Annotated in this window: 7 protein-coding genes; 2 read left to right on the top strand and 5 right to left on the bottom strand. The window is 52.0% G+C overall.

Annotated elements, in window-relative coordinates; translation table 11 throughout:
* Positions 1–560: 560 nt before the first annotated feature.
* The 4 genes from R50912_RS10195 to R50912_RS10180 form a co-directional block, all read right to left on the bottom strand.
* Positions 561–2,657, bottom strand: coding sequence for a glycoside hydrolase family 36 protein (locus R50912_RS10195; RefSeq protein ID WP_042234539.1), 2,097 nt, complete (start codon positions 2,655–2,657; stop codon positions 561–563).
* Positions 2,658–3,113: 456 nt separating this feature from the next.
* Positions 3,114–4,439: an ABC transporter substrate-binding protein gene (locus R50912_RS10190; RefSeq protein ID WP_042234536.1), complete on the bottom strand. Its 1,326-nt coding sequence runs from the start codon at positions 4,437–4,439 to the stop codon at positions 3,114–3,116.
* Between the two features lie 131 nt (positions 4,440–4,570).
* The gene (locus tag R50912_RS10185; protein WP_042234532.1) at positions 4,571–6,217 is read right to left on the bottom strand and encodes a response regulator transcription factor; all 1,647 of its coding nucleotides are present in this window, start codon (positions 6,215–6,217) and stop codon (positions 4,571–4,573) included.
* Complete coding sequence (locus tag R50912_RS10180; protein ID WP_042234529.1) at positions 6,210–8,075, bottom strand: sensor histidine kinase; 1,866 nt, start codon at positions 8,073–8,075, stop codon at positions 6,210–6,212. The genes R50912_RS10185 and R50912_RS10180 overlap by 8 nt, the downstream gene beginning before the upstream one ends.
* A 215-nt stretch (positions 8,076–8,290) precedes the next feature.
* Here R50912_RS10180 and R50912_RS10175 point away from each other — a divergent pair, with 215 nt between their 5' ends.
* The gene (locus R50912_RS10175) at positions 8,291–9,181 is read left to right on the top strand and encodes a carbohydrate ABC transporter permease (RefSeq protein ID WP_042234526.1); all 891 of its coding nucleotides are present in this window, start codon (positions 8,291–8,293) and stop codon (positions 9,179–9,181) included.
* The gene (locus R50912_RS10170; RefSeq protein WP_042234524.1) at positions 9,181–10,017 is read left to right on the top strand and encodes a carbohydrate ABC transporter permease; all 837 of its coding nucleotides are present in this window, start codon (positions 9,181–9,183) and stop codon (positions 10,015–10,017) included. The genes R50912_RS10175 and R50912_RS10170 overlap by 1 nt, the downstream gene beginning before the upstream one ends.
* A 1,429-nt stretch (positions 10,018–11,446) precedes the next feature.
* On the opposite strand, the gene R50912_RS10165 is transcribed toward R50912_RS10170, so the two are convergent.
* Positions 11,447–13,831 carry a beta-galactosidase gene (locus R50912_RS10165; protein WP_042234521.1) on the bottom strand — a complete coding sequence of 795 codons (2,385 nt, stop codon included), beginning with the start codon at positions 13,829–13,831 and terminating at the stop codon, positions 11,447–11,449.
* Positions 13,832–13,876 lie beyond the last annotated feature (45 nt).

Here is a 13,876-nt window from a genome sequence, read left to right as displayed (position 1 = left end):
CTTGATTTTAGTAGTTTTAACTTCCGGTTATCCTAATCGCTGCGACTCTGTTCCTATTTCTGTTTCTGTTCATGTTCATGAAGATGTTCATTCCCGTTCCCCATCCTGCTCTTCTGCCCCACCTTTTATTGTTTTCTAGTCTCTGCTCCGAGAACAGTTGGATAAAAGGCACTTAATACTGGCTCAAGTTTCTCTGCCGGGAACAAGAGTTGGAAAAATGACACTTAAATCAAGCATAATCTGCTCGGTTAGTTATATGGGCAAAAATTAAATGATCTTTTTCCACTTAATAGGTCCAAAACTCTGTAAATGGGCAAATTAAGATACCTTTTTCCACTTCCTATATTTACTGGACTGTTTCAACCTCTGCTTCGTCTATACACCAAATCGCAGGAAGTGAATCGAACAACGGGTTCGGCGGAATTAGACGGATGATTCAGACGGTTGATTCAGACAGTTGATTCAGACGGTTGATTTCCCTATTAATAAAAATACCCCCTCAAATACCTGGAGTTCGATCCTCCAGCCCTTGAGGGGGCGGTACTTATTTAGGGTTAATCCTAAGACCGAAGCTCGAAGAGCCTCGCGGTCTTGCCCGGCGGGAGCGAGACGCTCAGTCTGCCTTCCGCCGGGTTCCAGCTCCATTCCGCTCCGTGCGCCTGCGGATAGGCGCAGCGGGCATCTGCGGCCTGTCCCTTCAGCTCAGGGACGGGCAGCGTAATCCCGGCTGCATCTCCGGCAATCCGCCATACGGCAATATAACGGATATCTCCGTGGCGCAGGCCGAAGCTGACCCATTCCCCGCCGCTGTCCGGCAGACCGAGCGGCCAGAAGGCGAACGCCTGCGGGATATGGGCGCGGATGGATTTGTAATAATCCAGCGCCTCCTTCACCAAGGCTCTGCGCTGTGGCGCAAGCTCGGCCAGATGGCCGCTCTGGTGAACGCGGAGCAGCAGCGCATTGACCATGTTGAAGATGACCTCTTCATCATCGCCTTCGCGCAGCGGATACGACCACACGGCAGATTGCTCCGGCGTCAGCGCCGCCGGGGAACCTGCGGCAATGGCCGCGTACTGCACATAATCCTCCTGGTCGCTGGTGGACTGGATGCTATGGCGGCTGAGCATGGCATAGTCCATCCGCATGCCGCCGCTGGAGCAGTTCTCGATTACCAGTTGCGGGTAACGGACGAAGATACTGTCCAGCCAGGCCAGATACGCCCGGTTATGCTGCAGCAGTCCATCCCCGAAGCTGTCCGCATCCGTCTCGGTACCAATTCCTGCGTTGATGTTGTAATCCATCTTGATATATCCGACACCGTATTCTTCCACCAGCCGGGCAATGACGCCATTGGCATGCTCTATGACCTTCGGACTGCGGTAATCCAGCTGATACCGGCTGCGGTCCTTCACCCGTTTGCCGTGGCGCATGAAGAACCAGCTGTCGTCGGTCTCGGCCAGCTTCGGACTGTTGACCCCCATAACCTCCAGCTCCAGCCACAGTCCGGGAATCATCCCTTTGCTACGGATATCGTCCAGCACATATTTGATGCCTTCCGGGAACCGCTCCATCGACGGCTCCCACTGGCCCACGCCATCCCACCACTCGCCCGGAGCATACCAGCCCGCATCAATACAGAAGTATTCACAGCCGACATCGGCGGCGGCATCAATCAGCGGCAGCAGCTTCTCTGTTGTCGGACTCCCCCACAGACAGTTCATGTAGTCATTAAAAATAATCCGCAGCAGCTCATTGTCCTCATTCGGTCTGCGGATGATCCGCCGGTACGCGGTCAACTGTTCTGCCGCGTCCTGGAAGCCGCCCTGCACAGCGCCTGCGGCCACCGGCACAGAGGTGAATTCTTCACCCGGGGCCAGCTTCAGCCACCAGTGATTGTCATGCTCCGTAGGCCCGCTGACCAGCAGCGTGAGCTGGTCGTACTGATCCGTCAGCTCCCAGTGCCAGGAGCCGTTGTGCTCAATCTGCCAGAACAGGCTTGTCCCGCTCTCCTTGTTCTGCAGTACCGCCATGGGCAGCAGCTCAGCCGCCGACCAGGAGCCGGTATTGCTGGCGGCAATCCGTTTCGAGCCGCGGTCGGCCAGATGGGACATGCCCAGCTCCGGCAGGCTATAGCTCTTCCACTGCAATTCACTCTGCCAGCCGCTGTGAGCAAGGCTAACTTCAATTTTACCGTTACGGTCTCCACTGCCCTCTTTATCCACTCCCGTAAGCGCAAAGGAGGAAATATACTCGACCGCAGCAGCCGCATCCCCTTCATTGCGCAAGACCGTCCAGGAGCGCACAATCTGCACGCTTGTATAGAACTGATAATGCTGCACCGCCCGCACTTCCGTAACCAGATCCAGCAGTGTAATTTCCAGCTTGCGTCCCAGCTCATTTACATAATCGCTGTGTCCGCTATATACCATACGAAGCCCCGGATATGACGCGCGGTGTGTCCGACCGTGATATTCTGCCCGGTCTTCGCCAGACAGTTGCAGCTCCAGCAGCCGGAAGCCGGGCTTGTTCTTCTCTTCAATATCACCAGCTTCAAGTGGCGCCGCGCCGAAATGCAGCAGCCGCACATCCTGCTCTTCCGTAATTTCAATCGTAAGATAAAGTCCGTTCTCGCCAATCTCTATGAGTGTGCTGGCCATGTATATTTTGCCTCCTGACAAATGTTAGTGTAAATATTAGTCTCTTTGGTCGTTTTGGTCTCTTTGTTTTCTTTGTTTTCTTTGTTCTCTTTGTTCTCTTTGTTTCTATGCCTCTCCTGATTATGAGGCCTTCTCTTATATTCGTAACTCCTGATTTCTTGCGTTGCTCGCATAAGTGGCGAAGTAACGGAGGGAGGTTTGGAATTGGAGGAGCGCCAGCGTCCGCCTGAAAGCTTTCCGCAGGAAAGCTCGCTTCGGAAGCATACGCTGTTTGGATTTCTACTGCGGCCAGCAGTTTAAATCGGGAAATCCAAACCTAACAGCGGCCGGAAATCCAAACATCCCGCAGTTACATATAGCCACTTCTGCCCGCCACCGCCACAAATCCGTGTTACATAGAAAGAAGGCCCCCTCAGTAATAAATCTACTTCGGAGGCCCTCCCGGTACTAAAGCTTTTATTGAGCGGACCCGAATTGAATCCAGGCCTTTTGAATTTCGTCAATCGCTTGATCCTTAGTCTTGCTGCCGCCGATATAAGCCTGCATTAATTCACCGAATTTCTGGTGGAACGTATCCAGCGAATAGTTCACCGACAGGTCGCCGGATTTCTCGGTTTTGAGGATCTCTTCCATTTCCTTAGGCATTTGCAGGTCAGGCATCGGTGCATCCTTGATTGGAGGAATAACCTTAGCTACTGTGGAGAACCAGCTCTTACCGTATTCGGAAGTGTACAGCCAGTTGAAGAATTCAATCGTTTCAGCAGCTACAGCAGAATCCTTGTTGATGCGCAGCGCCTGGTCGGCACCGGTGATGATCTGGGACTGCTCAGCTTTGTCGCTGACAGGGTAGCCGGCGATGCCCAGATCAAAGTCAGGGGTGATTTTCTTGATCGCTTCTTCATCCCATGCGCCTTTACCGGTCATGAATGCTGTTTTGCCAAGGGCAAAGTCACTGACTTCAGCATTGCTGTCGCGTTCCAGCGGCTTGTCCGTTCCGTGTTTTACCGTAGTATCAATGAAGGTGAAGAAGTTATCCTTCAGCACCGGATGATCCGCGAAGGTCGTTTTGCCGGCGATGAAATCAGCTACGAGTGTTTTAGCGTCAGTACCTGCATCAGTTGCTGCAGCGTCAACGAAGTGTTGGAAGATATGCTTCCATACCCACCACTCTTTGTAGGCGTTGGCGAATGGCGTGATGCCTTTCGCTTCGAGCTTAGTGATTGCGTCATCCATTTCAGCGGTAGTCTTAGGAACTTCAGTGATGCCTGCATCTGCCAGCAGCTTCTTGTTGTACATCAGGACGAACAGGTTGCCTTTGACCGGAAGTCCCAGTACTTTACCGTCCGTGGAGCTCATGTTGGAGCGGACAGCATCTGTCATCGCTGCTGCCAGCGGTTCATTGGTCAGGTCAGCACTGTATTCAGCGAAAGTATCGATATCGCCGCCAGCGGTAGTCTGGAACACGTCAGGCGTGCTGCCTGCGGCAATTTTGGATTTCAACACCGTATTGTAGTCAGCCTGCATAATTTCCAGATTGATTGTTACATTTGGCTTAACCTTCTTGTATTCAGCGATGTAGGCGTTGAAAGCGTCTGTGTACTCGGGAGATGCGGTAAACATATTAATCGTGACGGGCTTGGAAGAATCTGTAGCTGTATTCTCTGCTCCATTTGTTCCACCCGTGTTGTTAGCGGCATTATTATTGTTGTTCCCGCCGCAACCGGCCAGCAGTCCGCCGACGAGCAGCAGACTCGCAGATAGTGCCATAAATCTTTTTAACATGATGTTGCCCCCTTTTCCTTATGCATCTTGTGGTCTTGCTCATCATTCTAAATAAAAAGAAAAAGGATAAGAATGTACATAAGTGAACTTATGAGGGTAAAAAAGTGTGTTCATGTAACCGTTTCACTTTTCTACCCCAGCAGCTGCAGCCGGAATTCAGAAGGTGAACAATCATAGTAATTACGGAACGCCTTGCTGAAATAGTTCTTATCCTTGTACCCCAGCATTTCGGAAATATCCTGAATTTTGAGGCCGGGATCAGACAGCAGTGCTTTGGCTTTGTCCATTCTTACCTTTTGCACATACTCATGAATGCCGTATCCGTACTGCCCCTTGAACAGCTTCATCAAGTATTCTCTGCTCAGGAAATATTTATCCGTGAACATCGATATCTTAATATCCTCAAAATAATGGTTATCAATGTATGCTTTAATATTTTCCAGCACGCTGCTGCGGTCTCCGGATAACGTCCGGCTGATCTCCCCGGCATACATCTCGAATATCCGGTTCAGCACACCTTCAAATTGTTCAAAGGAGGCAAAATCGCTGCGGATGCCCAGAGCGTGCAGCCCCTTATCCTTGCTGCTGCGGATTTGCGGCGGCACTGCATCCAGCTGTGCAGCAATCTCATTAAGCAGAATAATGAATTCCTGCAGGGTTCTGTCCGCTTCACCGAGTGTGAAATGCTCCGCATCCTTCCATTTGGAGACGAACTCGCTAAAAATATTACGCGCATGGTTCACGTTCCCGCTCTCCAGGCTGCTGCGGATCTGCGGCATCCGTCCGGTCAGTGAAGGATTGTCCCTGGACGCCGGCTTCTCCATCCTGCTGCCGCCGCTCTGCAGGATCATGCTGCCCTTCATGCCCAGCAGGTCAATCCGGTCGAGTGCCTCTTTGGCCTGCTCATAAGAACCGGCAATACTCAGGAGATCGCTGTAGGGATCACCTGTTCCGCCGGCACAGACGATGCCGAACAGCTCCTTCAGCGTAGCTGCGGCCTTCTTCATATGATGCAGAGACAGAAAGGCGGCGTCCGCCCCGTATCCGCCCTTCATCGTAAAGATAGCGATAAACTCCCGCTCCCCCTTGGGGCTGGCAAAGCTGAACGACTCAAACTGTCCGTCACTGTTCTCATTCATTACATTAGTTACGGCAAAATGCAGCAAATCCCGGTCCTCATGGAATCTTTCTTTGCGCACCTGCTCCAGATTAAGCATCCTCAGGATACCTACAGCGAAATGGCTGGCCGCCCCGTCCGCACCGATCAGCGGCAGGAAGGCTTCATTGGACTGCGTTTTGAAGCTGCGGTCTATAATGGACAAATACATCTTCTCCTTCAGCTTCGGCAAAGACATATTCAATGTAATATTGCGGTTGATGAACTCACTCTCCCGCTTCCGCTTCGCTTCGAGTATGTCCACCGCCTTGCGCAGCGCATGGTTAAGATCAGTCCGGTTAACCGGCTTAAGGAGATAATCCACCACCTTGGAGCGGATCGCCTGGCGCGTATATTCGAAATCATTGTAGCCGCTGATCACAATCAGCAGCAGGTCCGGGAACTCCTCCTCGGCGATCTGCAGCAGCTGGGAGCCGCTCAGCTCCGGCATTTTCATATCCACCAGCACCAGATCGAATTTCTCCCGGCGCAGCATCGCAAGCCCCGCCTGGCCATTTGTCGCCTCCAGAACCTGTCCGACACCCAGTCCCTTCCAGTCTCCCAGAATATTGATCGCTTCGCGCAAAGGCTCCTCATCGTCTATAATCAGCACTTTATACATGTTGTCCTACTCCTCCCCGCGGCAGCCGCATATCCATTTGAGTTCCCTGATCATTACTTAGAATCACTAGTCCCGCCTCTTCTCCATATAGAAGCTTCAGCCGGGTATTAAGGTTCTTCAGGCCAATGCTCTCATTGCCTTCCTCTTCCTCCCCATCCGAATCGCGGTCCTCCCACTGGATCTGCAGAGAGCTCATCACCTGCTCCAGCCGCTCCTCACGAATGCCCGGCCCGTCATCCAGCACGGAAATGATACTGCGCTCAGCGGTAACATGCGCCTCGATTCGGATGGTAACCGTAGTGGATACCTTTTCCAGCGCATGCTTGATGCAGTTCTCTACCAGCGTCTGAATCGACAGCTTGGGAATCCTCAGCTCCATCAGGCTTTCATCCCAGTCGTACACGACCTGCATCCGGCTGCCGAACCGCGCTTTCTGCAGGGCCAGATAACGCTCAATATGCCGCAGCTCTTCCCGGGCCTGCACAACATCCCGTCCGCTGATGCAGTATCTCAGCGTCATGGCCAGATTGTCGACCATCTCGACGATATCATCATTGTTGTTCTTCAGCGCCTTGGTGGAGATGGCCTGCAGCGCATTGTACAGAAAATGCGGATTAATCTCGGCCTCCAGGGCTTTGAGGACGGCGTTTTTTTCAACGATTTTCATTTTATAGCGTTCATTAATCAGTTCATTGGTCTTCTCGACCATCTTATTGAAATGGCGTGACAGATAGGCGATCTCATCCTTACCCTCCACCGTTGCCTCAGCATCGAAGCTCCCCGTACTGAACCGCTTCATCTGCAGCGACAGATTCTTCAGCGGGTGCGTAATTCTGTTCGAAGTGACACTGACCAGCACCACGGACAATACCAGGAACAGCAGGCCGATGAATACACTCAGCTTGCGGGTCGTTGTCGCAGCGGCATAGATTTCTGTATACGGAATCGGCTTAACGAGCTTCCAGCCTTCTTTTTGACTGATGTCGTAGATCACCAGGTACTTCTGTTCTTCATCCGACCACGTCACACGCCCGTTCTTCTCCGGTGTCAATTGGTCCAGCAGCCCCGCCTTCCTGCTCCCCTGATAGAATTCCTTATCGTCCACCATAAAAGGTTCATTATCCGGGCTGATATACATTAGATGCTCTCCGGTGCTGAACGGAATATCCTTCATAATCTCATCGGTCACCGACGAGTTAAGATACAGGGACAGTACGGCCTGCGGCTCCCTAGATACTATGGAACGCAGCAGCCGATGATAGCCCATGAAGACCTTGTCCTTGCTAACAGGATAATCCACACTGCTCTCCGCAGCCGGGGCTCCTTCCACAAAAGACTGATAAGAACGGTTGAACGGACTCGCCAGTGCCCGCTTATACCAGGACAGATTCTCAATCGGCGGATGTTCGGTCACCCGGACGGTAATATTATAGTTCTCCTTGGTGACATAATAATACTTGTGCTCCTTGATCACATACAGGTAGACCGCTTCCAGGTCATTGCGGGAGAAATACAGATTCTTCAGATAATCCTCCACATACATCTTGGAGCCATAGTCCTCTGATTCATGCACGATGGCATAAGCGAACTCATCATATGAGATCTGCGGCAGGGACAATTGTTCAATTCCGCTTAAGTAACTCTCCAGATTACGTCCGACCAGCAGCAGATTGTTGCTGGTGCTCGCAATGCTGTTGTTGACCGATTCCTTGCGCAGCATTCCATAGGAAATGTACGTCAATGAGCTTACCACCAGAATGATGATAATGGTGAACAATAGAATCAGCTTGTTGGCCAGCCTGCGGGAAATGCGCTCCAGCAAAGGCTCGAGCAGCTTGTACAGCGCTCTTCTAATCATGTTCTCCGTCTCCCCGCTGCCAGTATCAGGGCCCGGTCTCAGACTCTTTTTGTCATCCGGACTCAGTTCACCTTTTTACCCCTAACTGTACTCTTAAATCCATTTTTGAGTATAGGGGTCTGATCTATAATACACAATATAGACTAACCGGAATGGTTATGTGTGGCAAGCCAGGCACAATACTCCCACCCTATAACTCAAGAAGAGGTGCATCCATGTTAAAAACACTCGGCAGAAGATGGCGCGAGAAATTCGAATTCGGAATCTTTACGCTCCCGGTTCTGATCTGTATCGCTGTCGCATTCTACATTCCCTTTGCCATGACCATCCGCTATTCGATGACCAAGTGGAACGGGATTTCCAAGCATCCCAAATTCGTCGGTCTGGACAACTTCAAACAGATCTTCTCGGGCGATACCAACTTTTCCGACGCGGCCTGGTTCACGATTAAATATGCAATCCTTTACATTGTGATCGTCAACGTGCTGGCAATCCTGCTGGCCGTGCTGCTGGACATGAAGCTGAAGAGCACCTCCTGGCTGAGAGCGGCATTCTTTATCCCTTATATCCTCAGTCTTGTGATTGTCGGCTTCATCTGGAAATTCATCTTCATGCAGGGCTTCAACTCACTGGGTGAGAGCACCGGCTGGGCCATCTTCGACTTAAGCTGGCTCGGGACACCGGGACTAGCGTTCATCTCCATCTTAGGTGTATCTATCTGGCAGTCGATCGGTTTCTATCTCGTCATCTACATTGCCGGACTGCAGTCTGTGCCGGAAGATCTTAAGGAGGCTGCTACTGTAGACGGCGCAGGTCCGATGAGAAGATTCTTTAGCATTACGCTGCCGCTGCTTGCCCCATCGATTACGATATCAGTCTTCATGGCGCTGACCAACTCGATCAAGGTATTCGACGTCATTCTGTCGCTGACCGGCGGCGGCCCTGGCGGAACTACCTACAGTATCGCTTATGATATTTACCGGGATACGTTCCAGAACAACCTGTACGGCTACGGTACGGCCAAAGCGCTTATCCTGTTCCTGGCAGTACTTGTCGTGACGATCATCCAGCTGACAGTCTTCAAACGGAGAGAGGTTGAGGCATAATGAAAACAAACAACAACAAGGCAGGCAAGATCATACTGGAAGTTGTTTTGGTCATATTGTCTCTGCTGTTCCTGTATCCGCTGTTCCTGACGATTATTAACTCGTTAAAAAGCTTCAGCGAGGTCATGACCGACGTTATCGCGCTGCCGAAGCATCTGACCTTCAGCAACTACTCTTATGTCTGGAAATTCATCAACTATCCGCGGCTGTTCCTGAACAACTTCGTGATTACCGGCGTCGGCCTGCTCGGCATCGTGTTCATCTCCTCCATCGCCGCCTATAAGCTGGCACGGACCAAGTCCAGATGGAGCGGCGTCCTGTACTTCCTATGCATTATGCCGATGCTGATACCGTTCCAGTCGATCATGCTGACTGTACTGCAGACCGCCAAGAACCTGAACTTGTCAGAGAGTACCTGGGGATTAGGCCTGCTGTACTGGGGCTTCGGCGCACCGCTTGCGGTATTCATCTACCACGGCTTCGTGAAGGGAATCCCGACTGAGATCGATGAGAGTGCGACCATCGACGGCGCATCCGGCTTCCGCCTGTTCTTCAGTGTGATCTTCCCGCTGCTGAAATCGGTAACCACCACCATCGTCATCATCGACGTCATGTGGATCTGGAATGACTTCCTGCTCCCGCTGCTGATGGTTAACGGCTCGCCGGATACGAAGACATTAACGCTGGCCGCTTACACCTTCGTCGGTCAATATACCTCGGACTGGCAGTATGCCATGACCGCCATGGTAATGGCCGTATTGCCATCCATCGTTGTCTTCATCTTCCTGCAAAAATACATCGTCAAAGGCGTAGTTGCCGGGGCTGTTAAGGGCTGATCTCTAGTCATGCTCCTCCCCCTCGCCGGAGACAAATAAGGCACGGCTAAGCGGACTATCGCTTGGGCCGTGCCTTTTGGTGTTGTGCAGGATCTACATATGCGTTTTATGAGGACGCTGCGTGAACGGTCCGTTGTTCCCATTGCTCTTGTGTCCAAATTTTATTTATTCTTCTTAGTGGTGAAAATCCGGAGACCGCTACTGCTTCCGAAGTGGGCTTTCCTGCGGAAAGCTTTCAGGCGGCCGCTCCCGCTTGTACACAATCGTTCCGTCCTCTCCGCTGGTTAAGCTGGAAAAGGTTCTGCAAATCTTAAACACAAAAGTCACTCTAATGGGTGAATCGAGCTGAGCTTATGCGGCTTATCTGGCCTGTGCAGCTTATGTAAATTTAAGGGCACTAATGCCCCTCATTTGCTCCTTTGGCTCTCATTCTGGGAATTCAAGGGCACTAATGCCCCTCATTTGCTCCTTTGGCTCTCATTCTGGGAATTCAAGGGCACTAGTGCCCCTCATTTGCTCCTTTGGCTCTCATTCTGGGAATTCAAGGGCACTAGTGCCCCTCATTTGCTCCTTTGGCTCTCATTCGTGGAATTCAAGGGCACTAGTGCCCCTCATTTGCTCCTTTGGCTCTCATTCTGGGAATTCAAGGGCACTAGTGCCCCTCATTTGCTCCTTTGGCCCGCACTCAAAGAAATCAGAGGGATTTATCCCTTTGATTTGCCCATGCTGCCAACTTGTGTGCCTGATCAGGCACACACTCGTCCTTCAAACGGTGCTGCTCCAAATTCCAGAGAATCTTATCCACAACAGACGATTATCATAATTCCCTATACAGAATAAAAGCCCGCCCGCCAGCAAGGCGTAGCGGACTTTATTATAGTCTCTCAGATTACTTTACTTTATTTCGCCAATAATGGCCTCTTTTTTTGTTGTGGCTCAGATGCACTTATCCTGCTGTTTCGGCTCCGAAACGGCGGGAAATCAGGAGCTTATCGGCTTCTCTGTCCGCATGGACGGAGAATGCAGCTTTTTGAGTATAATAACGTCCCTACAGTCCGCATGACCTCCGCCACTCCCTCCCCTTTCAACAACTCCCATCGTTTGCCTTCCAAGTAAGGACATATAAAAGAATGGTGAGGCCTATCGTTGCTTCCCAATAGAAGCCATAGTTCGTAAGTTACTCATAAATCTTTTACCGCCGTCCACATGCTTCGTCCACTCCAGACAATCAGCCGGATATTCCTGCTACTTTACATGCCTTTGCTAATCCACCTCATATACAGTCTACAACCAACCGCTCTTTCTGCTCCTCAACCTTCCTTACTCCGTCCAGCATTACTCTCTGTTGCACAATACTTCACCGTTCACTTCTCTGTCCTGCTCTTATCCACATTTTCTCTATATCGTATATCAATCTTGGCCTTACCCCTTAGTTCTCCCCATCCGCCAACTCCTGCAGCTTAAGCGCAACCCGGTACACCGGCGTAGCCGTTACGCTGTGGAACATAGCGGTCGCTTCACCCTCGAATATCTTTTCCACCGCCATGGCTGCATCGGCGGCCACAGTTACAGCACCCGTGCGGAGCGGCGTAGTTTCGAGGATGATCTCACCTCTGCGAAGGACATCGCGGAAACGTGACAGGCCGATCTCCCAGGGAAGGCCATTATAGAAATGATCATGGAATAGCTGCCCGCCGGCGAAGGCATAGCCCACATTGCCTGTGTAATCAATGCTCAGCAGCACTTCTTCAGCTCCTTGAAGAACATCCTCAGGCAGCTGAAGCGCGAGCTTATGGTCGTGAAGACGCCGCGTGGTGAGTGCGATCTCTTTCTGCGGAACCTCTACATCACAGATCTGGAACCAGCCTTCCGTCCGTCTGCTGACAGCTGCTTCAGCCTGCACCGTACTCCACTGCGTGGCTGGTGCCACTGCTCCACCGGCATATTCACGGAACTTGAAGGCATTCTGCCCGCTACTAAGGAATTCAATACCCTCCCGGGTCTGAACAAGCGGAACCTCCGAGAACACAATCCGGCTCTGACCGCCGTCCTCCAGCTCCCACAGCTTTGCAGCATCCTTGGCACTCATCGCGTAAATCCGGACTTCCCGGGCTCCGTCGCGTTTAATTACGATCATTGAGGACACTTGATGGGGAATGAGCACGTTGTAGCTGCTGCCGTTCCCCTCAATCGTTCCGGCATCGGTTGATACACTGAGAATACCGTCCTGCGCATCCAGCAGGAACTCACCATCCATACCCTCCGGCATCGCGAAGAAATAGGTGATGGCTTCAGCAGATTCCACAGCGGTGACCGGCTGGGCCGTTGCATATTTCAGGTTCAGTCCGTCCAGTGCAAAGTTAAACGGCAGCAGGAATGAAGCCTTGGGCTTGACGGTCAGCGAACTCCGCTGCGGGAAGCAGAGGACCTCCTCCCCAAGCTTAACTTCAAATACAACACCCTTATGCTCATCCATCTCTACATGATCCTGATAATTATTTACGAATAAGAACCCGGAACTGCCATCCGTGCGGACGGCATAACGAAGCGTATGCGCATCATCAGGAGTAACCGCCTCTGCACCTTCCGGAAGCACGGTTGCCATAGGGGCAAGCCGGTCTGCGAATTGGCGGAGGAAATAATGCAGCGGGCGCAGCAAGCCGTTAGACTCACGGATCTGTCCGAACTCGCCAATCGGTGCCTGAAAATCGTACGTCAGCTTAGGCGTTGTGCTCTCGTTCAGGTAACCTGTTCTGCCCACCGGATTCGTGCCGCCATGGAACATATAATAACCGATAAAGTTGCAGCCGCCGGCAAGCTTCATCAGGGTCATGGCCAGTACACTTTCCGGTTCTACCTGGAACCGGGACAGATACCAGGTCTGCATGCCGCCGCCCATCTCACAGCAGGCAAACGGATACTTCGTCCGGGGATACGGCGGATTGAACTCTCCTCCCTGGGCCTGATCATCATGGAAATTCACGAATACATATTCAGGTGTCGGTGTCTGGGTTTGACCCGGGTCACTGATGCTCCACGGGGTATAGGCATATCCGCCATACAGCGGCAGGACTTCATCTTCCAGGAACGGCGCCTCGCCCCAGCCGGTGCTGGTATAAATCGGGGCAATCAGGCCGGAATCCACCGCATACTCCTTGAGCAGGCGCATATGTGCTGCACCTTCCTCGCCGCCTATTCCGCCGCTAAGATATTCGTCCCCCTGCTTCGCCGTCTGTTCCCAGAGCGCAGCGGCAGCATTGAATTCATTCTCCAGCTGAATCCCGATCACCGGCCCGCCATCCTTGTACATCAGCGCATCAGCCTCCCGGCCAATCTCTGCAAACAATCGTCTTACATAACTCAGGTACCCTTCATCATTGGAGCGGACATCGAATTCCCGCCCGAACAGCCAGTCCGGGAGTCCCCCGTTACGGACCTCGCCATGACAGAACGGACCGACACGCAGGATAACATAGAGCCCGTTATCGCGGCACAGCTCCACAAACTTCCGGAGATTGCGGTTGCCGCTCCAATCGAATTCCCCTTCTATTTCTTCATGATGATTCCAGAAGATATAGGTGGCGATCACATTGATTCCTGACATCTTCATCTGCCGGAGTTCTGTCTCCCAGTCCGCTTCCGGATACCGCGAATAGTGGAACTCGCCACAGATAGCGAAATAAGGCTTGCCGTTCAGCTCCATGTAGTAATTGGTGAAGCTGATCTGGTCACCCTCCGGGTTGCTTCCCCCGAGTCGCAGGGTCGACGGATAGATTTCCTTCGGGGCAATATGGGCTTGTATCGTATGCTTCATGTGATCGGCTCCTCTGCAATTTGCTTGTTTTCTTCGTTAATGTCT

The organism is Paenibacillus sp. FSL R5-0912, assembly GCF_000758605.1.
Classification (GTDB): Bacteria; Bacillota; Bacilli; order Paenibacillales; family Paenibacillaceae; genus Paenibacillus_AQ.
Note: the sequence above shows the minus strand (reverse complement) of the source record. Positions and strands in the feature narration are given on the sequence as shown.